22 protein-coding genes are annotated in these 23,389 nt (G+C 69.5%); 10 read left to right on the forward strand and 12 right to left on the reverse strand.

Going from position 1 to position 23,389, the window contains the following annotated elements; all coding sequences use genetic code 11:
• Positions 1–6: 6 nt before the first annotated feature.
• From ACXJLU_RS11190 to ACXJLU_RS11200, 3 genes are all read right to left on the reverse strand, one after another.
• Positions 7–231: a hypothetical protein gene (locus ACXJLU_RS11190; RefSeq protein WP_457330821.1), complete on the reverse strand. Its 225-nt coding sequence runs from the start codon at positions 229–231 to the stop codon at positions 7–9.
• A 272-nt stretch (positions 232–503) separates the two neighbouring features.
• Entirely contained in the window at positions 504–3,863 is a 3,360-nt protein-coding gene (locus tag ACXJLU_RS11195) for a di-heme oxidoredictase family protein (RefSeq protein WP_457330823.1), read from the reverse strand.
• Positions 3,864–4,217: 354 nt separating this feature from the next.
• Complete coding sequence (locus tag ACXJLU_RS11200; protein WP_457330825.1) at positions 4,218–5,864, reverse strand: methyl-accepting chemotaxis protein; 1,647 nt, start codon at positions 5,862–5,864, stop codon at positions 4,218–4,220.
• Between the two features lie 93 nt (positions 5,865–5,957).
• On the opposite strand from ACXJLU_RS11200, the gene ureE reads away from it, so the two are divergent.
• The 7 genes from ureE to ureG all read left to right on the forward strand — a co-directional run bounded on the left by ureE (position 5,958) and on the right by ureG (position 11,245).
• The gene (gene ureE / locus ACXJLU_RS11205) at positions 5,958–6,512 is read left to right on the forward strand and encodes an urease accessory protein UreE (RefSeq protein WP_457330827.1); all 555 of its coding nucleotides are present in this window, start codon (positions 5,958–5,960) and stop codon (positions 6,510–6,512) included.
• A 5-nt stretch (positions 6,513–6,517) separates the two neighbouring features.
• Positions 6,518–7,228: an urease accessory protein UreF gene (locus tag ACXJLU_RS11210; protein WP_457330829.1), complete on the forward strand. Its 711-nt coding sequence runs from the start codon at positions 6,518–6,520 to the stop codon at positions 7,226–7,228.
• Positions 7,229–7,250: 22 nt separating this feature from the next.
• Complete coding sequence (locus ACXJLU_RS11215) at positions 7,251–7,964, forward strand: response regulator (RefSeq protein WP_457330831.1); 714 nt, start codon at positions 7,251–7,253, stop codon at positions 7,962–7,964.
• Complete coding sequence (locus ACXJLU_RS11220) at positions 7,961–9,145, forward strand: ATP-binding protein (protein WP_457330833.1); 1,185 nt, start codon at positions 7,961–7,963, stop codon at positions 9,143–9,145. The genes ACXJLU_RS11215 and ACXJLU_RS11220 overlap by 4 nt, the downstream gene beginning before the upstream one ends.
• A gap of 131 nt (positions 9,146–9,276) precedes the next feature.
• Positions 9,277–10,206, forward strand: a complete 930-nt coding sequence (locus ACXJLU_RS11225) for a dioxygenase family protein (RefSeq protein WP_457330835.1) — start codon at positions 9,277–9,279, stop codon at positions 10,204–10,206.
• A 33-nt stretch (positions 10,207–10,239) separates the two neighbouring features.
• Positions 10,240–10,536 (forward strand): hypothetical protein, encoded by a 297-nt coding sequence (locus ACXJLU_RS11230; protein ID WP_457330837.1) that lies wholly within the window; start codon positions 10,240–10,242, stop codon positions 10,534–10,536.
• A 58-nt stretch (positions 10,537–10,594) separates the two neighbouring features.
• The gene (gene ureG, locus ACXJLU_RS11235) at positions 10,595–11,245 is read left to right on the forward strand and encodes an urease accessory protein UreG (protein WP_457330839.1); all 651 of its coding nucleotides are present in this window, start codon (positions 10,595–10,597) and stop codon (positions 11,243–11,245) included.
• On the opposite strand, the gene ACXJLU_RS11240 is transcribed toward ureG, so the two are convergent.
• From ACXJLU_RS11240 to ACXJLU_RS11255, 4 genes are read right to left on the reverse strand one after another with little or no spacing between them, the layout of a single operon-like run.
• Positions 11,232–12,245, reverse strand: coding sequence for a S49 family peptidase (locus ACXJLU_RS11240; protein ID WP_457330841.1), 1,014 nt, complete (start codon positions 12,243–12,245; stop codon positions 11,232–11,234). The genes ureG and ACXJLU_RS11240 overlap by 14 nt on opposite strands.
• Positions 12,246–12,268: 23 nt before the next feature.
• Complete coding sequence (locus ACXJLU_RS11245) at positions 12,269–12,679, reverse strand: Rieske (2Fe-2S) protein (protein ID WP_457330843.1); 411 nt, start codon at positions 12,677–12,679, stop codon at positions 12,269–12,271.
• The gene (locus ACXJLU_RS11250; protein WP_457330845.1) at positions 12,672–13,334 is read right to left on the reverse strand and encodes an HAD-IA family hydrolase; all 663 of its coding nucleotides are present in this window, start codon (positions 13,332–13,334) and stop codon (positions 12,672–12,674) included. The genes ACXJLU_RS11245 and ACXJLU_RS11250 overlap by 8 nt, the downstream gene beginning before the upstream one ends.
• Positions 13,331–14,302, reverse strand: a complete 972-nt coding sequence (locus tag ACXJLU_RS11255) for an RluA family pseudouridine synthase (protein ID WP_457330847.1) — start codon at positions 14,300–14,302, stop codon at positions 13,331–13,333. The genes ACXJLU_RS11250 and ACXJLU_RS11255 overlap by 4 nt, the downstream gene beginning before the upstream one ends.
• 687 nt (positions 14,303–14,989) lie before the next feature.
• Here ACXJLU_RS11255 and ACXJLU_RS11260 point away from each other — a divergent pair.
• From ACXJLU_RS11260 to ACXJLU_RS11270, 3 genes are all read left to right on the forward strand, one after another.
• Positions 14,990–18,211: an Rne/Rng family ribonuclease gene (locus tag ACXJLU_RS11260; RefSeq protein ID WP_457330849.1), complete on the forward strand. Its 3,222-nt coding sequence runs from the start codon at positions 14,990–14,992 to the stop codon at positions 18,209–18,211.
• 74 nt (positions 18,212–18,285) lie between these two features.
• Positions 18,286–18,687, forward strand: coding sequence for a nuclear transport factor 2 family protein (locus tag ACXJLU_RS11265; RefSeq protein WP_457330851.1), 402 nt, complete (start codon positions 18,286–18,288; stop codon positions 18,685–18,687).
• Positions 18,687–19,352, forward strand: a complete 666-nt coding sequence (locus ACXJLU_RS11270) for a methylamine utilization protein (protein WP_457330853.1) — start codon at positions 18,687–18,689, stop codon at positions 19,350–19,352. The genes ACXJLU_RS11265 and ACXJLU_RS11270 overlap by 1 nt, the downstream gene beginning before the upstream one ends.
• A 2-nt stretch (positions 19,353–19,354) precedes the next feature.
• Here the strand turns inward: ACXJLU_RS11270 and nagZ are convergent, their stop codons facing one another.
• The 5 genes from nagZ to era are packed head-to-tail and all read right to left on the reverse strand — an operon-like array spanning position 19,355 to position 23,385.
• Complete coding sequence (nagZ, locus tag ACXJLU_RS11275) at positions 19,355–20,404, reverse strand: beta-N-acetylhexosaminidase (RefSeq protein WP_457330855.1); 1,050 nt, start codon at positions 20,402–20,404, stop codon at positions 19,355–19,357.
• 17 nt (positions 20,405–20,421) lie between these two features.
• Complete coding sequence (gene acpS / locus ACXJLU_RS11280) at positions 20,422–20,820, reverse strand: holo-ACP synthase (RefSeq protein WP_457330857.1); 399 nt, start codon at positions 20,818–20,820, stop codon at positions 20,422–20,424.
• The gene (locus tag ACXJLU_RS11285) at positions 20,817–21,617 is read right to left on the reverse strand and encodes a pyridoxine 5'-phosphate synthase (protein WP_457330859.1); all 801 of its coding nucleotides are present in this window, start codon (positions 21,615–21,617) and stop codon (positions 20,817–20,819) included. The genes acpS and ACXJLU_RS11285 overlap by 4 nt, the downstream gene beginning before the upstream one ends.
• 7 nt (positions 21,618–21,624) lie before the next feature.
• Positions 21,625–22,416 carry a DNA repair protein RecO gene (recO, locus tag ACXJLU_RS11290; RefSeq protein ID WP_457330861.1) on the reverse strand — a complete coding sequence of 264 codons (792 nt, stop codon included), beginning with the start codon at positions 22,414–22,416 and terminating at the stop codon, positions 21,625–21,627.
• Positions 22,417–22,425: 9 nt separating this feature from the next.
• The gene (era, locus tag ACXJLU_RS11295; protein WP_457330863.1) at positions 22,426–23,385 is read right to left on the reverse strand and encodes a GTPase Era; all 960 of its coding nucleotides are present in this window, start codon (positions 23,383–23,385) and stop codon (positions 22,426–22,428) included.
• Positions 23,386–23,389 lie beyond the last annotated feature (4 nt).

The following is a 23,389-nucleotide window of genomic DNA, read 5'->3' on the forward strand; positions in this document are numbered from 1 at the left end:
CCTGAACTACTCGATGGCGTGCTCCAGCCGAACGATGTCCGCGTCGCCCAACATCACCATCAGGGGTGCGCGCAGCGATTTCATTTCTGCTGCCGTCCATCCACCGAAGGCTGCGTACATCGCCTTCTCCTTCTCGATCAAGCGCGGCCAGCCTTGCGGATCGGGCGCGACATGGCGATACGCATCGCGAACCGGCAGCGTGTTCTTGTTGTCGGGCTTCAGCGCGGCCATGCGTTGCTTGAACTCGGACGATTCCGCCTGCGTGTTGTAGCCGGCGACGATGCCCGGACGTATTCGCCGGCACCGGACGAAGCTGCGGACATGGACGGCCTCCTGGCTCGCGCTGAAACGCCCTCATGGTGAACGCCGCCGCTTCGCGCACCCAGCGGCCGGTTGCCCGCCTGTCGGTAGGAATTCGCCTATCGACCCGCCAAGAAGAAAGCCCCGCGAGCGCGGGGCTTTCCGATGTCAGCCGGCCCCGGTCGGGGGCCGGTACGGTCTCGTCAGAGCGACCCGAGGAAGGCCAGCAGTGCCTGGCGATCCGCCGTCGACAGCGCTGCGAAGCGATTGCGGGCGTTGGTGGCTTCACCACCGTGCCACATCACCGCTTCGGTCAGCGTGCGGGCGCGGCCGTCGTGCAGGTAGCCGACCTTGCCCGCCGTGCCCATCACGCGGTCGGTGTAGCCGATGCCCCACAGGGCCGAGGTGCGCCACAGGTTGCCGGCGGCCGTGCCTTCGACATAGTTGTCGGCCATGTCAGGCCCCATGTCGTGCAGCAGCAGGTCGGTGTACGGCTTGATGCTCTGGTTGCGCAGCTCGGCGAGCGGATGACCGGAGCCGGTCTTCTGGTCCACCGTGTGGCAACCCTGGCAGTTCGCCGCCTTGAACACCTTCGCACCGTTGGCCACCTTGACCGGATCGACGTCCAGGTCCGACAGCGGTGCCACGCCCTTCGGGAACCCGCTCACCAGGCTGCGCTGTGCCGGAACGGCCAGCAGCTGCAGGTAGCGCGAGATCGACTGCAGGTCGGTCTCGGCCAGGCCGCGCTCGCTCTTCGTGCGGCAGGTCGGCAGGCCCGACAGGCAATCGCGGCTCGGGTACACCGGCGTGGTCACCGACATGTCCTGCAGCAGGGCCGAGGCGGCTTGATGGCGCAGGCTGAACTTGCCGGCCTTCCAGCCGAAGCGGCCCAGGCGCACGTCACCGGTTTCCGGGTCGAACACGAAGTTCGCCTGGCCCTTGATGCCGTCGGCGTCTGCCGTGGTGCGGGCACGCGCCAGGATGTCAGCTTCCGGAATGGCTTCCAGCAGGCCGGTCCCCAGCATCGGCTGCGCGGAGCGCAGCGAGACGACTTGCGGCGTCGGGCCGTCGAAGGCCAGCTTGGGCTTGCGCAGCTCCACCGACGTGCCGTCGGCCAGCTTCACGGTCTGTGTGTCGAAGCCCGCGACGCGCACGCCGTTGCCCCAGTCCTGCGGCGTGCCGTCGGCACCGCGGGCATTCATCTGCACGCCCACGCCGTAGCGCGAGTCGGGCACCTGCTGGCCCTGGGCATTGATCGACGCGGTGTGCACCGACATCGTGTCCAGGCGCTGGTTGACTGCCGCCGGCGCCGGGCTGCGACCGTTGTTCACGTGGCACGCGAAGCAGGACGACTGGTTGTAGCGCGGCCCCTGCAGGCCCACCAGCGCATCGAAGCGGTCGTTGCCCGGCTCGTTGTGCTCGCCGGTGAACATGTTGGTGTGGATCGCACGGCGACCTTCGACGAAGCGCTGCATGTTCTGCATGCCGACGTTGATGTGCGGCTGCTGGAAGATGAAGGTTCCGTTGTCGGCGTAGTCGTACGAGAGCGAACCGGTGCCGCCCTGCAGCGTCTCGGCCGGCAGCGGCGCGTTCATCAGGCGCGGCTGCACGCCGTACCAGGGGCGCAGGCCCGTGCCGACCACGTAGGTCCACTCACCCGCGTAGTAGCGGATGCCGCCGTTGTCGCCCTTGGCGGCCATCGCCTCCTTGGTCGAGAAGAACGACGGCGAGACCTCGATCACGTCGCCCGCCACCAGCGGACGTGCGGGCACGTTCCGGCCGTTGGGCATGCCGTCCGCGCCGATGTCGCCGTGGCCCGGGTAGTCCTTGACGGTCAGGCTGCAGTCGTTGTTCAGGATGTTGCTGCTGACCAGCCTGCCATTGGGCGGGTAGGCCACCGGCGGGCAGATCGTGACCTTGTCGTTGACCAGCTGGCCCGGGTTCATCCAGCCGTAGCCGGTGACGCCGACGCGATCGAACGCGCGGAACCACGCCACGCCGCCAGGCAACTGGTCCTGCGTGAAGTAGTGGTTGACGCGCAGCGTCGGGGCGGTCACGCCGGCGACCCGGCTGTTGTCGATGATCTCGAAGCCCCAGGTGCGGTTCTTGAAGTAGTTCGGCACGAAGGTCAGGAAGTTGCCCGGGCCCTTGTCGACGGGTTTGCCGTTCGCGTCGACCGTCTCGTTCGGGCCTTCGCCGATCTCGTTCCAGTCTTCACCGCGCTCGCGGGCGTGGCGGGCCAGGCCGCGGATGCCGAAGCGCGTGACCAGGGTGCCGTCGGCCAGCGTGAACTGCAGCGTCTCGACCGGATCGACCTGGGTCGGCAACGGAGCCATGCCGGTGCCGCTGCTCGGTGCCTTCAGCGGCGCGGTGGCCACCGTCGGCATCGTGTTGTCCGAACCCGGCGTCTTGAACTCGGCTTCCCACAGCGAGTAGCCGTACTGCGTGCCACGTGCCACGCCCTGCAGGCGCACGAAGCGCGAGTTGATGCCGAGGTTGTAGAAGCCCTCGGTGCCGCCCTTGCCGTTGCTGACGTAGCGCACCTGCGACCAGGTCTGGCCGTCGTCGGAGACCTGCAGCGCGTACTCCTTGCCGTAGGAGTTCTCCCAGCTCAGCTTCAGCGCGCCGATCTGCTTCTTGGTGCCGAAGTCCCACTGGATCCAGGCGCCGTCTTCCTGCTTGCTCGACCAGCGCGTGCCGATGTTGCCGTCGATCGTGTTGGCGGCGGGCATGCCGCCGTTCTCCAGCGCCGACGACGTGGCCGCCACCGGCTTGATCGCGACGCCAGGGTTGCTGACATCGGGTGCAGGCGCGGGGGCGGGTGCCGGTGCGGGTGCAGGAGACGGGGCCGGCGCGGGGCTCGGGGCGGGCGCAGGTGCCGGAGCCGGGCTCGGCGCGGGAGCCGGCGCAGGGGCCGGGCTCGGCGCAGGTGCCGGGGCGGGCGCCGGTGCAGGTGCAGGCGCGGGAGCCGGGGCCGGCGCCGAGGTCGTGCCGGTGTAGGCCTGGATCTCGAAGATCGAATAGCCGTACTGGCTGGAACGGGTGACGCCCTGCACGCGCAGGTAGCGGCCCTGGCCGCTCAGGCCGGTCCAGTCTTCGATGCCGCCCTGGCTGTTGTCGACGGTCTTGACCGTGACCCAGTTCGACTTGTCGCTCGAGACCTGCAGCAGGTACCTGGTGGCGTGGGCGCGCTCCCAGTTGATGCGCACGCGGGAGACGCTGACCGACTGGCCGAAGTCCAGCGTCAGGTTCTGGTCGTCCGTGAAGCCGCTGCTCCAGCGGGTGTTGTCGTCGTGGTCGATCGCGGCCGCAGCCGACAGGTCGCCGCGCTCGGAGGCGCTGGCCGTGGCCGCGACGGGCGTCAGAGCGATGCCGATCGGGTCACCGACCGCCATCGCGCGCGACCGGTCGCCACCGGCATCGCTGGAACTGGCGCTGTTCGGGTCGGCGGCAGAGGAGCTTCCTCCGTCGCCGGAACCGCATCCGACCAGCAGGACCGCCAGGGCGCAGTGCAGCCCCAGCATCGAACCGTTGCGCAAGCTGCGCAGCACATGGTGTTTCATTGGCTTCCCCTCCAAGACGTGGCAGAAACAAGGCCCGGATGCTGCACGCTCCGCGGAGAAAGCCTGTAAGCCGAGGGGAACCGTCGGATGGCTGTCAAAGCACGTTCGTGCGAATTGGCACACCCCAACGGAAGAGAGCACACACTCTCTCTAATATGACTGCAAAATCTCGCTGCCCGACGATTTCATGCGCTGTGGCAAGTCGGCAGGCGATGTCGTGAAGCAACCGTTCATCGGTCATTCCCGACCGCTTGGAATCGGTTCCAAATGAAGTGCTCGCAAACTTCTTGCTCTTCGTTACATCGGTTCACTTTTGACCGATGCGAGCTATTCGGAGAGTCTGAGAGCCCCGTTTCAAGCGGATACAAGACCGACGCCGAGCGTTGCCGGATGGCCGTGAACCGCGGGTTTTACCGATGACGGCGCCAGCACGCCGGCATCGGCCTCGGTCTTGAAGGCCGCGACCGATTCGAGCAGCTTCTGCGCCTGCGTCTTCAGGCTCTCGGCCGACGCCGACGCCTCTTCCACCAGCGCCGCGTTCTCCTGCGTCGAATGGTCGAGCAGCGACACCGCCTGCGTCACCTGCTCGATGCCGCTGTGCTGCTGCGCGGCCGAGCGGCGGATCTCGCCGACCAGGTCGTTGACGCTGGACACCTGCTGGTGGATGTCCTGCATCACGCGGCCGGCATCGGCCACGTGGCGCGAACCGCTGCCGACCTTCTCGGCGCTGTCGGTGATCAGTTGCTTGATCTCGCGCGCCGCACCGGCGCTGCGCTGCGCGAGACTGCGCACCTCGCCGGCCACCACCGCGAAGCCGCGGCCCTGCTCGCCGGCACGGGCGGCTTCCACCGCCGCGTTCAGCGCAAGGATGTTGGTCTGGAACGCGATGCCGTCGATCACCGAGATGATCGATGCGATGCGGTCGCTCGACTGCTGGATCTCCTGCATCGTCTTGACCACGTCGCCCACCACCTGCTGACCGCGGCCGGCCGCCTGGCGGGCGCTGCGCGAGATCTCCTCGACGCGGTTCACGGTGCCGGCGCTTTCCTTCACGGTGGCCGACATCGTCTCCATCGACGAGGCCGTCTCCTCCAGGCTGGCGGCCTGCCGCTCGGTGCGGTCCGACAGCGACAGGTTGCCCTGCGCGATCTCCGACGCGGCGCTGTACACCGAATCGCTCGAATTGCGGATGTCGCCGACGGCGGTGCGCAGGTTGTCCTGCATCTGCGCGAGCGCCGCCATCAGCTGGCCCATCTCGTCGCGGCGCTCGCTGTCGATGCGGCCCGACAGGTCGCCCCCGGCGATGCGCAGCAAGGCCACCATGCCGCTGCGCATCGGGCGCTCGACGCTGGTCGTCAGGCCCCAGGCCAGCAGGCTGCCGAGCGCCAGCGCGATCGCGCCGCCGACGGCCATCGCGGTGCGCGAGCGCTGGTTGCCGGCGCTGGCCGCGACGATGCGCGCATCGGCATCGTCGCGGATCACCTTCGTGAGCTCGGCGGCCGCCTTGCTCAGCGTCGTGAAGTTGGCCAGCGTCTCGCCTTCGAGCAGCTTCTTGACCTTCTGGAAGCGCTCGGCATCGTCGGCGCTGGCGAGCAGCCGTTCGATCTCGGCCGAGCTGGTCTCGTAGGATTTCAGCGCACCATCGACCGGCGCCAGCTGCGGCTCGATCGCATCGGCCCGCGGCAGGCTGCGCAGCAGCGTGATCTGCTCGACGAAGCGCGCATGGTGCTTCTTGAAGGCATCGGCCTGCGTCGCCCGCTCGGACTCGCTCCAGCGCGTGGCCAGCAGCTCCTGCGCGCCGCGCATGCCGCGCGCCGCGGTGCCCAGTTCGGACACGCCGTTCATCGCCGGCATCGTCATGCCGGCCAGGTCGTCGAAGCGGCCTTGCAGTTGCGACATCTCGAAGAAGCTCTGGCCGATCGTCGCGCACGAGAGCAGCAGCACGCTGGCGAAGCCGAGCGCGAGGCGCACGCCGATGCGTACGTCCTGGAGCAGTTTCATGGGTCCCATCCTTGTTCTAATCCTTGGGAATATCGGCCTTCCGCCCATGATCCTGAACGAAAATCCCCTAGGGTTTACTGCCACACTCACACCATGCTGACCGTGAACAAACTCCTTGCGCAGGGCCATGGATTGGCCCCTGCCCTCGTCAAACGCGCCGCGTCCGTCGAACTCGACTGGGACGTGCGCCAGAAGAGCCGCTTCGACGCCACCGACTCGCAGGGCCGCACGTTGGGCGTGTTCCTGCCGCGCGGCACCGCGGCGCGCGGCGGCGACGTGCTGGTGGCCGAAGACGGCTCGCTGATCCGCGTCATCGCGGCGCCGCAGCCGGTGCTGGTCGTGACGCACTGCGCGCAGCACGGCACGCCGTTCGATTTGCTGCGCGCCGCCTACCACCTGGGCAACCGGCATGTGGCGCTCGAATTGAAGCCCGATCACCTGAAGCTCGAACCCGACCACGTGCTGGCCGACATGCTGCGGCAGATGCACCTGATCGTGAACGCGGCGACGCTTGCGTTCGAGCCCGAGGGCGGTGCGTATGCGGCGGGCGGTGGGCACGGGCATCACGGGCACGACCACGATGACCATGAGGGCCACGACCATGACCACGGGCACGAGGGCCACGATCACCACGGCCACGACCACTGACACCGATGCCCCGCGTCCGCCGCGCCCCCGCCCCGACCAGCGCCGCCTCGCTGCTGCAGCTGATGTGGCTGGCCTCGCCGGCGCTGCCGGTCGGCGGCTTCAGCTACTCCGAAGGGCTCGAATCGGCGGTCGATGCCGGCCTCGTCACCACCGAGGCGCAGACCGCCGCCTGGCTGCTCGACCAGTTGCGGCTCGGGCTGGCGCGCAGCGACCTGGCGCTGGCGGCCAAGGCCTTCGGCGCCTGGCAGCGTGACGACCGCGACACGATCCGCGAGCTGAACGACTGGGTCGTGCAGACCCGCGAGAGCAGCGAGATGCGGCTGCAGACCGAGCAGATGGGCCGCTCGCTGCTCGAGTGGCTGAAGAACCGCGGCCTGGCCGACACGCGCATCGCGATGCTGGCCACGCTGAAGCCGGCACCGACCTGGCCGGTGTCGTTCGCGCTGGCCGCCGTGCAGACCGGCGCGCCGCTGCGCGATGCGCTGCTGAGCCTGTGCTTCGGCTGGGCCGAGAACATGGTGCAGGCCGCGCTGAAGGCGGTGCCGCTCGGGCAGAACGCCGGCCAGCGCGTGCTGGCGGCGCTGGCCGATGCGATCCCACCCGCGGTCGATCGCGCGATCGCGGCCACGCACGGCGAGCGCCAGGCCTTCACGCCAATGCTGGCGATCCTGTCGGCACGCCACGAGGCGCAGTACTCGCGGCTGTTCCGGTCCTGAACCACAGCGAAGCGCCCGCCCGATGATCCACGTCCTGCTGGTCGACGACGACCTCGACCTGCGCCAGCTCGTCAGCGACTACCTGCAGCGCTACGGCATGCGGGTCACCGCGGTGGCCGATGCCGCGAGCCTGCGCCGCGTGCTGCGCGTGGGGCTGACCGGCCCCGACCCGTTCAAGGTGCTGCTGCTCGACCTGATGCTGCCCGATGGCAACGGCCTCGACCTGTTCCGCTGGGTGCGCGAGGTCGCGCCGCTGCCGGTGGTCATGCTGACCGCGCAGGGCGACCCGGCGAGCCGCGTCGTCGGGCTGGAGCTCGGCGCCGACGACTACCTGCCGAAGCCTTTCGAGCCGCGCGAGCTGGTGGCGCGCATCCACGCGGTGCTGCGCCGCGTGGGGGCGGCGCCGGTGGCCGCGCCGACGGCGACCGTGCTGCAGTTCGCCGGCTGGACCTTCGACCGGCTGCGCCGCCAGCTGACCTCGCCGCAGCAGGTGGTGGTCGCGCTGTCGTCGGCCGAGTTCAGGCTGCTGTCGGCCTTCGTCGACCACCCGAACCGCGTGCTGAGCCGCGACCAGCTGCTCGACCTCACGCGTGCGCCGGGTGCCGACGTGACCGACCGCAGCATCGACCTGACGGTGTCGCGGCTGCGCCAGAAGCTCGACGAGCCGAACCTGATCCGCACCGTGCGCGGCGAGGGCTACCTGTTCGACGCGAACGACGCCGGGGCCCGCGCTTGAACCTGAGGCAGCGGCTGCGCCAGCCGTTCAGCGACACGCTGTTCAAGCGGTTGATGCTGCTGATGTGGGTTGCGCTGGTGGCCAGCCACTTCCTCAGCTTTGCGGCGGTGCGCGGCCTCGCCGGCGGGCTGGGCGATGCACCGCCGAGGCACGGGCCTGCGCCGGGACCGGACGGCATCGGCGTACCGCCGCTGGCGTCGCTGCCGCCCGGCTTGCTGCCCGACGGTGCCGGCCGGCGCGAGCCTCCGCCCGGCATGGCGGGCCCGGGTGGGCCACCCCCTCGCGACAGGCAGCCTGGCGGCTCGCCGCCGATGCGCTCGCTGTGGCTCGACTACCTGGTGCGCTTCCTGGTGATCGGCGGCGGCGCCTGGTGGGGCGCGCAGTGGCTGTCGCAGCCGATGCGACGGCTTGCCGACGCCTCGCGTTCGCTCGGCGCCGCCATCGCGCAACGCCGGCCGGCGCCGAAGCTCGACGAGCACGCAGGCACGCGCGAGGTGCGGCAGGCCGCGCAGGTCTTCAACACGATGGCGCAACGCCTGCACGAGCAGTTCGACGCGCAAGGCCTGCTGATGGCCGCGATCTCGCACGACCTGCGCACGCCGCTGGCCCGCTTGCGCCTGCGGCTCGAGAGCATGGAGCCCGGTGCGCAGACCGAGCGCTGCATCGCCGACCTGCAGGAGATGGACACGCTGATCGGCAGCGTGCTGTCGATGGTCCGCGACCGCCATGCGCCGCAAGCACATCAGCGCGTCGACCTGCGCGCGCTGTTGCAGGCGCAGGTCGACGACCGGGTCGAGCAGGGACTGGCAGTGCGCATCGCGGACGACAGCGCCGGCGATGCGGTGGTGCTGGCGCAGCCGGAGGCCCTGGGCCGGATCCTCGGCAACCTGGTCGGCAACGCGCTGCGCCATGCCGGCTCGGCCGAACTGAGCCTGCTCGGGCAGCCCGGCGAGCTCGAGCTGCGCATCGATGACCACGGCCCCGGCATCCCGCAGGAGCAGTTGGAGACCGTGTTCCGGCCGTTCTATCGGGTCATCGGCGGGGGCAACAGCACCAGCGGCGGCAGCGGGCTCGGCCTGTACATCGCCCGCGACCTGGCCGAACAGATCGGCGGCCGGCTGACGCTGTCGAACCGGCCGGAAGGTGGCCTGCGGGCGCGGCTGCTGTTGCCACGCGCCTGACCCACTCGCTCAGGCACACACCAGACACAGTTCAAATGGACCGTGTCCGAGTTGATACAAAGCGTCGATATTCGCGACACCCTCGGCGACGAGCATGGGCAGCTTCACAGCCACTGCCCCGTGCCATCGCCATGTCGAACACCCTTCGCGATCATCAACTCGATCTCGCCCAATCCTCATGCCAGTCCCACGGGCAGCCTCACGAGCACGACCTCGGCCTCGTCCACGACCTGCAGGTGATGCAGCGCCGCCGCGCGCTGACCTGGCTGGCCGGCGTCGGCGCGGTGTCATTGCTCGGCTGCGGTGGTGGTGGCAGTGCCGCAAGCACCGACTCCAGCAGCTCCTCCGGTTCCAGCGGATCGGGTGGCTCCGGTGGATCTTCCGGCTCCGGCAGTTCGGGCAGCAGCGGCTCCTGCGCGGTCATCCCCGAAGAAACCGCCGGCCCCTACCCCGGCGACGGCTCGAACACCGCGAACGGCAGCGTCGCCAACGTGCTGGGTGTGAGCGGCATCGTGCGCAGCAACATCCGCCCGAGCCTGCCCAGCAGCCTGGGCACGGCAGAAGGCGTCACGCTGACCGTCACGCTGACGCTGGTCGACACCAACACCAGCTGCGCCGACCTGTCGGGCTATGCGATCTACCTGTGGCACTGCGACCGGGAGGGCCGCTATTCGATGTACTCCTCGGGTGTCACCAACCAGAACTACCTGCGCGGCGTGCAGGAGACCGACGCCAACGGGCAGGTCACGTTCACCACCGTCTTCCCCGGCTGCTACGCCGGCCGCATGCCGCACATCCACTTCGAGGTGTATCGCAGCCTTGCCACTGCGACCTCGTCGACCAGCAAGATCAAGACCTCGCAGATGGCCTTCCCGGTGGCGGAGTGCAGCACGATCTACAGCACCGCGAGCGGCTACAGCGCGAGCGTGAGCAACCTGAACCAGATCAGCTTCGCGACCGACAACGTGTTCAGCGACGGCGTCACGCTGCAGACGGCCTCGCTGAGCGGCAGCGTCGCGGCCGGCTACACCGCCGCGCTCACGGTAGGCATCGCGGCCTGACGCACCCCTGATTTTTCACGAAGGAGACGACCCATGGCCTTGAACCGAACCCTGTCCGCTGCCGCGGCAACCCTGCTGCTGGCGCTCCCGCTGGCCAGCTTTGCCGCCGACCAGGCGCCGCCGCAGGGCGGCAAGCCGCCCGCACCGCCGCCGGAAGCGATCGCGGCCTGCAACGGCAAGGCCGAAGGCGCCACCGCGAGCTTCGCCGGCCGCGGCGGCGAGACCATCACCGGCACCTGCCAGAAGATCGGCGACGTGCTGGCGCTGCGCCCGGCCGGCGGCCCGCCGGGGGGTGGACAGGGCGGCAAGCCCCCTGCCAAGAAGAACTGAGCGCGCAGGCGGCACTACACTCGGTTCGCCCTGCCACCCTGGACGAACCGAGCACCCCATGAGCGCCGCCCTGCACAGCATTCCTCACCGCACGAAGAAACTGCCGCCGCTGCGCGTGGGCGTGGGCGGCCCGGTCGGCTCCGGCAAGACCACGCTGGTCGAGATGTTGTGCAAGGCGATGCGCGAGCGCTACGACCTGGTGGTCGTCACGAACGACATCTACACCAAGGAAGACCAGCGCCTGCTGACGGTGGCCGGCGCGCTCGAGGCCGAACGCATCATGGGCGTCGAGACCGGCGGCTGCCCGCACACCGCCATCCGCGAAGATGCGTCGATCAACCTCGAAGCGGTCGACCGCATGCTCGGCAAGTTCCCGAACGCCGACATCGTCTTCATCGAGTCCGGCGGCGACAACCTCGCGGCCACCTTCAGCCCCGAGCTGAGCGACCTGACGATCTACGTGATCGACGTCGCGGCCGGCGAGAAGATCCCGCGCAAGGGCGGGCCCGGCATCACGAAGAGCGACCTGTTCGTGATCAACAAGACCGACCTGGCGCCGCATGTGGGCGCCGATCTGTCGGTGATGGAAGCCGACACGAAGCGCATGCGGCCGAACCGGCCTTATGTGATGAGCAATCTGAAGACCAAGGTCGGTCTCGCCGACGTGGTCTCGTTCATCGAGAAGCGCGGCATGCTCAGCGCAGGTTGAGCGTGCTCTGCAACGCCCGCACCGCGCCGGCCCCGATCGACGCGCCGAAGCGCTTGGCCAGCCGCTCGGCGACGTTGTCGCGCGGCGTGTAGTCGATCACCTCTTCGGCCTTCACGACCTCGCGCGCCACCATGTCGAGGTTGCCGAGGTGGTCGATCAGGCCCATCTCGAGCGCCTGCTGGCCGTTCCAGAACAGGCCGCTGAACGTGTCGGGGCCGATCTTCAGCCGCTTGCCGCGGCCTTCCTTGACGACGCCGATGAACTGCTGGTGGATCTGGTCGAGCATCGCCTGCGTGTAGGCGCGCTGCTTCTCGCTGACCGGCGAGAACGGATCGCCGATGCCCTTGTTCTCGCCGGCCGTCATCAGGCGGCGCTCGACGCCCAGCTTCTCCATCGTCCCGGTGAAGCCGAAACCGTCCATCAGCACACCGATCGAGCCGACGATCGAGGCCTTGTCGGCATAGATCTCGTCGGCCGCGACGGCGATGTAGTACGCCCCTGAAGCACAGGTTTCCTCGACCACCGCATACACCTTCTTCTGGTGCTTGGCCTTCAGCCGGCGGATCTCGTCATTGATGATGCCGGCCTGCACCGGGCTGCCGCCCGGCGAGTTGATGCGCAGCACGATGGCCTGCGCGCCGTCGTCTTCGAACGCGTTCTTCAGCGCGCCGACCAGCAGCTCGGCGCTGGCCTCGGTGTCGGAGGCGATCTCGCCGCGCACCTCGATCAGCGCGGTGTGCGGCCCGCTCGGCGTCGCCGAATGGTTGCGCGCGGTGATCAGCGCCCACGCGATCACCGCGAACACCAGCAGCCAGCTCCAGCGGAAGAACAGCTTCCAGCGGCGGTCGGTGCGGCGGTCCTTGAAGAAGGCGCGGGCCAGTTCGTCGACGGTCTCTTCCATCGAGGGCCGGGCGGCTGCGGTCACCGCCACAGGCGCCGGTGCGGGCGGAGGAACGGGCGCGGCAGCGTCGGGCGAGGGCAACTCGTCGTGCGGATTCATGCGGGGCTTTCGGCAGCCTTCGTTCAGTCTTCGAAGGCGGGTTGGACGTCGCGCGAAGGATACCAATAGACCTCGCCGGCCTCTTCCTCGACGCGCAATTCCGTCAGCTTGCCACGGCCGCACGGGCCGGCGACACAGCGGCCGTTCAGCGGGTCGTAGGCCGCGCCGTGGATCGAGCAGAGGATGAACTCACGGCCGCTGTCGAGGAACTCGCCGGGTTGCCAGTCCATCTCGGCCGGCACGTGCACGCAGCGGTTCAGGTAGGCGACGACGCGGCCCTCGAAGCGCAGCGCGAAGGCGCGTGTCGGCTCGCGGTACTGCAGCACGTCGAACACCACAGCCTGGCCCTTCTCGATCAGTTCCGCCGCAGCGCACAGGCGGCGCCGCTCGCTCGGCACCGGCATCAGCGACGGTGGCTGCAAAGGCTCAGCCATGGTGGCTCAGCCACTCGGCCAGCTCGGGCACCGAGTGCGCGACGAAGCGCGGCGCGAAGCTGTCGAAGGCCTCCGGCGCATGCGCCCCGTAGCTGACGCCGATGCAGGCGACGCCGGCGTTCACCGCCATCTGCAGGTCGTGCGTGGTGTCGCCGATCATCAGCGTGCGCTCGGGCTCGACGCCGAGCTCGGCCATCAGCTCGTGCAGCATCTGCGGGTTCGGCTTCGACGCGGTCTCGTCGGCGGTGCGGGTGGCATCGAAATGGCGCAGCAGGTCGGCCGTGCGCAAGGCCTCGTCGAGCCCGCGGCGCGACTTGCCGGTGGCCACGCTGAGCCAGTGGTTGCGCGCCTTCAGCGCGGCCAGCATCTCCAGCGTGCCGGGGAACAGCACGATCTCGTGCTGTTTCGCGAAGTAGTGGTGGCGGTAGCGGTCGGCCAGCGCCGGGTACTGGTCGCGGGTCAAGCCGGGCGCGGCATGCTGCAGCGCTTCGACCAGTCCGAGGCCGATCACGTAGCTCGCGGCCTCGTCGGTCGGTATCGCGGTGCCGACGTCGGCACAGGCGGCCTGGATGCAGCGCGCGATCAGCGTGGTCGAATCGAACAGCGTGCCGTCCCAATCGAAGGCGATCAGGTCGAACTGGCGAGGACGGGTCATGACGGCAAGGTCTGGAGGAACGAACTGCATTCTGCCGGCAACGGCGCCTCGAGTTCGATGGCCTCGCCGCTGGCGGGGTGCTCGAAGCGCAAGCGCCGCGCGTGCAGGAACATCCGCTCGAAGCGCACGCCCTTCACCGCCTCGCCGCGCGCCAGCGCCTTGTTGACGGCGAAGTCGCCGTACTTCTCGTCGCCGGCGATCGGGTGGCCCTCGTGCGCCAGGTGCACGCGGATCTGGTGCGTTCGGCCGGTCTTGATCGTCACGTCGAGCAGCGTGAAGCCGGCATAGGCCTGCGCGATGCGCACCAGCGTGATCGAGCGGCGGCCGTCTTCGTTCTCTTCATCAACAGCGCGAACCCGGCGTTCGCCTTCGCCGGTCAGGAACTTGTGCAAGGCCACGTCGATGACCTTGCGCGAGGCCGGCCAGGCGCCGACCACCAGCGCCGCGTAGGTCTTGCCGGTCTCGCGGCTGCGGAACTGCTCCTGCAGCGCGACCAGCGCCGAGCGCTTCTTCGCGATCAGCAGCAGGCCGGAGGTTTCCTTGTCGAGCCGGTGCACCAGTTCGAGGAACCGGGCGGTCGGCCGCGCCTGGCGCAACTGCTCGATGACGCCCGAGCTGACGCCGCTGCCGCCATGCACCGCGACGCCGGCCGGCTTGTTGATCGCCATCAGGTGCTCGTCTTCGAACACCACCGGGAACTCGCGCGCCGGCGCAGGCGGCACCGCCGACGGATCGGCCATGCGCACCGGCGGCACGCGCACCAGGTCGCCGATCGCCAGCCGCGTGTCGGCGGCGGCCCGGCCCTTGTTGACGCGCACTTCGCCCGAGCGGATCACGCGGTACACATGAGTCTTGGGCACGCCCTTCAGCAGCTTGATCAGGAAATTGTCGAGGCGCTGGCCCTCGGAGCCTTCGTCGATCTCGACCTGCTGGACGGCCGGCGCCAGCGCCTCGGCCGGCCCCCTCACCGCGGTGCTTGCCGGCCGACCTGCTTTGGCCCCTATAATGCGTTGCACCACGTTGTTGTCGTAAGTGTTTGATTTATCTGAGTTTAACGTCGATGGCGTTGAACCGGCACCTGCGACGACAGTGGCGGTCGAGCCTGAGGGCCCGGCCAACAGGTGATGCAACATGCCCGGCCCGCGGTAGGCCCCGTCCCCACGCGATCGAGGCGGCACGCAGCCCGGCATGGCAGAGAAACAAAGAACGAACCCCTGTCAAAAAGGTTTCCAGGCAGGAGACATCGAAGCAGGGTCGTCGCTTACCGGCGGCGGCCAGTGATCTTCAGCCTCCTTCCCGCGCCCAGTAGTCAATGCGGAACATGTTCCCGGCCTCCACCCCCCACCACTGCCCACCGTGTGCCTTGCGCGCCGTAACCCGGCCTCGTGCCTGCGGGTTTGCGCTGGCCGGCCGTGCCGGGGTCGTGCCTCGAACACCGGCCTCGCGCCCCGCAGCGCCCACTGTCTCGCATGCGCCAACGCTGCCTGACCGGCCGATCGACTGATCGATCCCGCGTCAACGCAGTCCAGGGCGATTCCTTCCGGTTCATCCACGTTTCTCGTGCATCGATGAGTCGCCCCTGAGGTTTCAGAGGCGGCATGTTGAATGGCTGCCACTCGCGCACAACACAGCGCGGTGGTGGCGAAGGAGCGCACATGAAACGCATGCTGATCAATGCGACGCAGCCCGAAGAGCGTCGCCTCGCGATCGTCGACGGCCAGAAGCTGCTGGACTTCGAGACCGAGATCGAAGGCCGCGAGCAACGCAAGGGCAACATCTACAAGGCCGTCGTGACGCGGGTCGAGCCTTCGCTCGAAGCCTGCTTCGTCGACTACGGCGAAGACCGCCACGGCTTCCTGCCGTTCAAGGAAATCTCGAAGAACTACTTCCGCGAAGGCGCGGACGTGCGCAACGCGCGCATCCAGGACGTGATCCGCGAAGGCGACCAGCTGCTGGTCCAGGTCGAGAAGGAAGAGCGCGGCAACAAGGGTGCGGCGCTCACCACCTTCGTCTCGCTGGCCGGCCGCTACCTGGTGCTGATGCCCAACAACCCGCGCGGCGGCGGCGTCAGCCGGCGCATCGAGGGCGAAGAGCGCGAGGAGCTGAAGGAAAACCTCGACCAGCTCGAGTACCCGAAGGGCATGAGCCTGATCGCCCGCACCGCCGGCATCGGCCGCAGCGCCGTCGAGCTGCAGTGGGACCTGAACTACATGCTGAAGCTGTGGACCGCCATCGACGGCGCGTCGCAGGGCGGCAAGGGTGCGTTCCTGATCTACCAGGAGTCGTCGCTGGTGATCCGCGCGATCCGCGACTACTTCACGTCGGATGTCGGCGAGATCCTGATCGACACCGACGACATCTACGACCAGGCGATGCAGTTCATGAACCACGTGATGCCGGAATCGGCCGCACGTGTGAAGCGCTATCGCGATGACGCCCCGCTGTTCTCGCGCTTCCAGATCGAGCACCAGATCGAGACCGCGTTCTCGCGCACGGTGAACCTGCCGTCGGGCGGCGCGATCGTGATCGACCACACCGAGGCGCTGGTCTCGGTCGACGTCAACTCGGCCCGCTCCACGCGCGGCAGCGACATCGAAGAGACCGCCACCCGCACCAACCTGGAAGCCGCTGATGAAATCGCGCGCCAGATGCGGCTGCGCGACCTGGGCGGCCTGATCGTCGTCGACTTCATCGACATGGAAGAGTCGAAGAACCGCCGCGAGGTCGAGACCCGGCTGCGCGACGCGCTGCGCCAGGACCGCGCCCGCGTGCAGTTCAGCTCGATCAGCAAGTTCGGCCTGCTCGAACTGAGCCGCCAGCGCCTGCGCCCGGCGCTGAGCGAAGGCAGCCACATCACCTGCCCGCGTTGCAACGGCACCGGCCACATCCGCGACACCGAGTCCAGCGCGCTGCAGATCCTGCGCATGGTGCAAGAGGAGTCGATGAAGGACAACACCGCCGCCGTGCATGTGCAGGTGCCGGTGGAGGTGACCTCGTTCCTGCTGAACGAGAAGCGCACCGAGATCACGAAGATCGAACTGAAGCAGCGCATCACCGTGCTGCTGGTGCCGAACAAGCACCTGGACACGCCGAACTACAAGCTCGAGCGCCTGCGCCACGACGACCCGCGCCTGGAGAACCTGCAGGTCAGCTACTCGATGATCGAGGAGCCGGACGACGAGGTCGGCATCACCCGCCGCGAGAAGGCCAAGCCGAAGCAGGAGCCGGTGATCAAGGGCATCCTGCCCGAAACGCCGGCACCGATCGTGCCGCCGAAGCCCGTGCCCGCACCGGTCGCGGCACCGGTGGCCGTGGCACCCGCACCGGCGCCGGTCGCGGCCCCTGCGGCTGCCGGCGGCGGCTTCTTCGGCTGGGTCAAGCGCCTGTTCGGCGCCGGCGAGCCGGAGGCGGCACCGGCGGTGAAGGCCCCGGCAGCGACCGGCGAGGCCGGCGCGAAGCGCGATGGCCGCGGTGAACGTGGCGATCGCGGCGGTCGCGGCAACGGCCGTGGCGAACGCGACGGCAAGCGCGATGGCCGCCGCGGTGAGCGCGGTGGCGATCGGGGTCGTGGCGAAGGCCGCGGCGAGGGTCGTCCGGAAGGCGGCCGCGGTGAAGGCCGTGGCGAAGGTCGTGGTGAAGGTCGCAATGAGGCCCGCACCGAGGGACGTCCGGAAGGCCGTGGCGACCGTCCGGAACGTGGCGATCGTGGTGGTGAACGCGGTGGCCGCCGCAACGAGCGCAGCGAGCGTGTCGAGGAAGTGGCCAGCGCCGAGGCCGGTGTCGCAGCAGTCGCGCCGCGCACGGACGAGCGTCCGCCGCGTGGTGAAGGACGTGGGGAAGGACGCGGCGAGGGTCGCGGAGAAGCGCGCGGTGAGGGCCGAGGCGAAGGCCGTGGTGGTCGCGGTCCGCGCCCCGAGCGCGAACGCCGTCCGGCCGATGCGCCGGTCGATGGCGCCGAGGCCGCCGTGGCCCCGGTGCAAGCTTTCAGCGACACCGTGCCGAGTCCCGATGCTGAAGGCGGCGAGGCCCGTGAAGGCAGCCGTCGCCGCCGTCGTGGCCGGGGTGGCCGCGACCGTGACGACGCCCGCAACGGCGAAGCCGTCGTGACCGAGGGCGGTGCCGAACTGGCTACCGACGCACAGGGCGACGATGCGGCAGTCCGCGCCGAGCAGCGGCCGGTGGATGCCGCCGACCAGCAGGGCGACACCGCCGAGTCCGCCGGTGCGCCGGACGGTGGCAACGCCACGCCGGAAGGCGAGCGCGATGGCCGACGCCGTGGTCGTGGCCGTGATCGCCAGCGCCGTGAACGGCGTGACGAGACCGAAGGCGGTGCACCGTCTGCTGAAGGCGCCGAACCCGGCGCCACCGGCGACACCCCGGCCGCCGCGGTGGCCGAACCGGTGTACCGCTCCGAGATCGCCGAGGCCCCTGCCTACACGCCGCCTGCTTACACGCCGCCGGTCCAGGCACCCGCCGTTGCAGCGCCGGTGGTTGCACCGGTTGCCGCGCCGGTGATGGCCCCCGCCGTCGTGCCGGTTGCCGCTCCGGTGGTGGCCGCTGCTCCGGTCGTGGCGGCTCCGGTCGCCGCCCCCGTGGCGGCCCCGGTCGCTGCGCCGGCTGCGCACTTTGTGCTGCCGCTGGCCGACCTGCAGTCGGTCGCGCAGACCGCCGGGCTCGAATGGGTCAACTCGGATACCGACAAGATCCGGGCCGTGCAGGACGCGATGGCCCGCGAGCCGAAGCCGATTCATGTGCCGCGCGAGCCCCGCCCGCCGGTCGCGATCGACGAAGGCCCACTGGTGTTGGTCGAGACGCGCAAGGACCTGTCGCAGGTCAAGCTGCCGTTCGAGTCGGAGTCCGGCAAGCCGACCGCTTGAAACGCGATCTGACAGAATGAACACGGCGCCTTCGGGCGCCGTTTTTCATGCGGCGCGGCATATGCACGAACCTCGTGCCCCGTCTCGCCGTGGCCGGCCCGCTCGACGAACGTGCCGCCGAGGCGCACCTGAAGGCCGTCGCCGCCGGCAATGTCGATGCGCTGATGCAGGCCTATGGCGACGACCCGTGGATGGACTGGGTCGGCGGGCCGCTCGACGGCCGCTACCGCGGCGCCGATGCCCTGCGCCAGCTGTGGACCAAGTTCGCGGCCGCGAACGACAACCAGCCGCGCACGCTGCAACGCACCGTGATCACGCAGAACGCGAACCCGAAGGGCGTGACGCTGACGGCGGTCGCCGAATACGCCGGCAAGACCACCGTGCGCGTTCGCCACGTGCTGGTCTACCGCGACACCAGGCTCGTCAGCGAGGTCTGGCAGATCGATCCGAATGCGGTGCTGACGCCCGCGCCCTGATGCCGATGCGGCGCCGCGCGCTCGCTGCCGCCACCGCCGCGCTCGCGGCGATCGGCCTGCTCGCCACGGGCTCGGTGCAGGCCGCGTCAGCGACCGTCGATGTGCGGACGCCGCAAGGCGCACCGATCGCCGATGCCGTCGTGTGGCTGGAGCCCACGGCACCCTCGGCCACCAAGGCGCGGCGCCCCGGACGGGCCGAGATCCGCCAGGTGAAGCTGGAGTTCGTGCCCTTCGTCAGCGTGCTGCCGGTCGGCACGCAGGTGGATTTCCCGAACCGCGACAAGGTCAAGCACCACGTCTACTCGTTCTCGAGCGCGAAGAGCTTCGAGATCCAGCTCTACAGCGGCATGCCCGCCGAGCCGGTGGTGTTCGACAAGCCCGGCCCGGTCGTGCTGGGCTGCAACATCCACGACTGGATGGAGGCCTACGTGATGGTGGTCGACTCGGCTTGGTACGGCAAGTCCGACGCGTCGGGCCGCATCGGCCTCGGCAACGTGGCGCCCGGCCGCTACCTGCTGCACGCTTGGCACCCGTACCAGAAGGCGGCCGCGCCGACCCAGGCGGTGGAGTTCACCCAGGGGCGCGACACCGCGGCATGGCGCGTCGACATCGAGCTCGCCGTGCCGCCGCGCAAGCCGCGCCGGCCCCTCGACGAGCACTACTGAGTTCAGGGCAGGCGTTCGAGCGCGTTCTGGTAGGTGGGCTGGTGCATCAGCTCGTCCCAGGGCAGCGGCGAGGTCTGCGGCAGCAGCTCCACCCGGCGCGTCTCGCTGTTCGCATCGGCCTGCCAGCGGCCTTGCTCCAACGCCTGCGCCAGGCCGTCGAGCAGCACGTCGACCGGCCGACCCCCATCGACCTTCGACTGGTTGCACAGCAGCACCAGGTCGCAGCCGGCGTTCAGCGCGGCGATGCCGGCTTCGACCGCGGTGCCGGCGACGCGGGCGCCTTCCATGCTGAGGTCGTCGCAGCAGATCGCACCGGTGTAGCCGAGCTGGCCGCGCAGGATCTCCTTCAGCCAGCGCGACGAGAAGCCGGCCGGCACCGCATCGACCTGCGGGAAGGTCACGTGCGCCGGCATCACGCAGGTCAGCGTGGTCGACAGCCAGTCATAGGGTTTCGCGTCCTCGTCGAGGATCTGCTGCAGCGTGCGGTCGTCGACGGCGCGCGCGACGTGCGAATCGGCCACCGCGTAGCCGTGCGCCGGGAAGTGCTTGCCGCAGTTGGCCATGCCGGCGCGCAGCAGGCCCATCGACAACGCCTGCGCGAGGATCGCCACCACGCGCGGGTCGCGGTGGAACGCGCGGTCGCCGACGACCTGGCTGCGGCCATGGTCCAGGTCGACCACCGGCGTGTAGCTGAGCTCCACGCCGCAGGCGCGCAACTCGGCACCCAGCACGTAGCCGGCCGACGTGGCCGCATCGACGGCGCGCATCGCATCGCGCATCCACAGCGCGCCGAAGTCGCGCATCGCGGGCAGGTGCGTGAAGCCGTCGGTGCGGAAGCGCTGCACGCGGCCGCCTTCGTGGTCGACGGTGATCAGCACGTCGGGCCGGATCGACTTGACCTCGGCGGTCAGCTCGGTCAGGTGGCGGCGGTCGATCCAGTTGCGCGTGAACAGGATCATCCCGCCCGTCAGCGGGTGGCGCAGCCGCCGCCGATCGTCGTCGGTCAGGGCCGTGCCGGCGATGTCGAGGATCACCGGGGCGTGTTCGCTCATGCTGTCTCTCTTCGCATTCAGGGTTGCTGGGTTTCGACGACCACGAAGCTTGACGCGTAGTCGGTCTCGTCGGTGACGCTGACGTGCGCGACCAGGTTGCGCGCCGCGAACCAGGCCGCCAGCTCGCCGTGCAGCACGATCTCGGGCTTGCCGCTCGGCGCATTGAGGATCTCGCAGGCGCGCCAGGTCATCGGCATGCGCATGCCGCGGCCGATGGCCTTCGAGAACGCCTCCTTGGCCGAGAAGCGGGTGGCCAGGTAGCTGATGCCGCGCGCCTCGACGCGCGCGCGCCGCGCATGGAACACCACCAGCTCCTGCGGGCCGAGCACCTTGGCCGCGAAGCGTTCGCCGCGCCGCTCGAGGGTCGCGGCGATGCGCCGCACGTCGCAGATGTCGGTGCCGATGCCGTAGATCACCGTCGCGCCGCCGTGTGGATGACGCGCTGGTAGTCGCGCACCGTCTCGACCAGGCCGAGCTCGAGCGCATCGGCAACGAGCGCATGGCCGATCGAGACCTCCTGCACGCCGGGCACGGCGCGCAGGAAATCACCCAGGTTGGCGCGGTTCAGGTCGTGCCCGGCGTTCACGCCCAGGCCCACGCGCAGCGCGGCCTCAGCGGTCGCGGTGAAACCGGCCAGCACCGCGGCGCCGCCCGGCGTGCCGTGCGCGCTGGCGAAGGTCTCGGTGTAGAGCTCGACGCGGTCGGCGCCCAGTTCGCGCGCCGCCGCCATCGCCTGCGGTTGCGGGTCCATGAAGAGGCTGACGCGCGCGCCCAGCGCATGCACCTCGGCGATCAGCGGCGCGAGGCGCGCGGCATCCTCGGGGAAGCGCCAGCCGTGATCCGAGGTTGATTGCTCGACGCTGTCGGGCACGAAGGTGCACTGGTGCAGGGGCAGGCCGCGGCGCTTCAGTTCGCGCGCGAAGTCCATCAGGTTGTGGAACGGGTTGCCTTCGATGTTGTATTCGATGTGCGGCGTCGCCTGCAGCAGCTCGGCGAGTTCGTAGACATCGCCGGCCCGGATGTGCCGCTCGTCCGGCCGCGGGTGCACCGTGATGCCCTGCGCGCCGCCCTGCAGCGCGAGTTCGGCGGCGCGGGTCACGCTCGGGATGCCGAGGTGGCGCGTGTTGCGCAGCAGCGCGACCTTGTTCAGGTTGACCGACAGCGCGGTCAGGCCGCGCTCCGCTGTCTGGCCGGGGGTCTGGAATGGGTTCATGGTGGTGTCAGCGCTCCAGGGCTTGCACGTCGAGCATCACCTGCCGCGTGCGCAGCACCGGTGAGCCCAGATGATAGTGAAGCAGCGCACGAAGCAGCAGCTTCAGTTCCTGCAGCGCAGGCGCACAGGCCTGCTGCAATGCCGCGAGGCTGCCGTGCTGCAGCGCGGCCTGCAGGCCGATCAGCGTCTGGCCCGCCAGTTCGTTCTCGCGGCCGCGCGCAGTCACGACGCCCTGCTCGGGCAGCAGCAGGTAGCGGCCGGTGGGATCGACCTCGTCCTGCGTCATCGTCACGCGGCTGAGGTCGGGCAGCACGCCGACCTGCTGCAGCAGCGCCAGTTCGAACGCCCGCAGCGCGGTCTGCACGGCGCCATCGTCGGTGGATGCCAGCAGCGCGAGCGTCGCCGCGTAAGCATCGAACAGCACCGGGTGGGCGTCGCCGCGGGCGAGCAGCTTCATCAGCAGCTCGTTCAGGTAGAAGCCGCTGAACAGCGCGGCGCCGGTCAGCATCGAATGGCCGCCGGCCCATTCGGCGCCGCGCAGCGTCTGCACGTCGCTGCCAGACTCGCCGGAGGTCTCGGTGGCACGCGGTGGCTTGCCCAGCGTCACCTGGATGCGCTGGAACGGCAGCAGCACCGGGCGCAGTTGCGAGTAGGGCCGCTTCACACCCTTGGCGACCACGGCGATGCGGCCCTGCTCGCGGGTGAACAGGTCGAGGATCAGGCTGGATTCGCTCCAGTCGTAGCGGTGCAGCACATAGGCCGCCTGCGTGGCCGGTGGACGCGCGGGGCGGGTGGCCATGCGCGGCGGCTACTCGTAGCCGTAGGTGCGCAGATGCTCTTCGTCGTCGGCCCAGCCGGATCGCACCTTCACCCACATTTCGAGGAACACGCGGCAGTCCATCAGGCGCTCGAGCTCCTGGCGGGCCTCGGAGCCGATGCGCTTCAGGCGCTCGCCGTCGGCGCCGATCACCATGCCCTTGTGCGCATCGCGCTCGACGATGATCGTCGCGGCGATGCGGCGCAGCGCGCCTTCTTCCTCGAACTTGTCGATCACGACGGTGGAGGTGTAGGGCAGTTCGTCGCCGGTCAGGCGGAACAGCTTCTCGCGGATGATCTCGCTGGCAAGGAACCTGTCGCTGCGATCGGTCAGCGCATCTTCTTCGTAGAACCACGGCTGCTGCGGCAAGTAGGGCTTCACGATGCCCAGCAGGCGTTGCACGTCGCTGTCTTTCTTGGCGGTCAGCGGCACGAATTCGGCGAACGCGTGGCGGTCCTGCATGCCCTTGAGCCAGGGCACGAGGTCGGCACGGCGGTGCACCGCATCGAGCTTGTTGGCGATCAGCATCACCGGCTTGCCGGCCGGCATCAGCGCCAGCACCTTCGCGTCGTCGAGCCCGAAACGGCCGGCCTCGACGACGAACAGCACCAGGTCGACGTCGCCGAGCACGCCGTGCACCGTGCGGTTCAGCGTGCGGTTCAGCGGCGCGCTGTGGCGGGTCTGGAAGCCGGGCGTATCGACGAACACGAACTGCGTGTCGTCGACGGTGCGGATGCCGGTGATGCGGTGGCGCGTCGTCTGGGCCTTGCTGGACGTGATGCTGACCTTCTGGCCGACCAGCGCATTCAGCAGCGTCGATTTGCCGACGTTCGGGCGGCCGACGATCGCGATCAGCCCGCAGCGGGTGGTCACGGCTTCAGCGGGCGCGGCGGCGGCGCCAGTGCCGGTATCGCCGTCGTCGTCGGCAGGTGTTTCGGGGATGTCGGTCATGCGG

The sequence above is a fragment of the Rhizobacter sp. P5_C2 genome, from assembly GCF_054049715.1.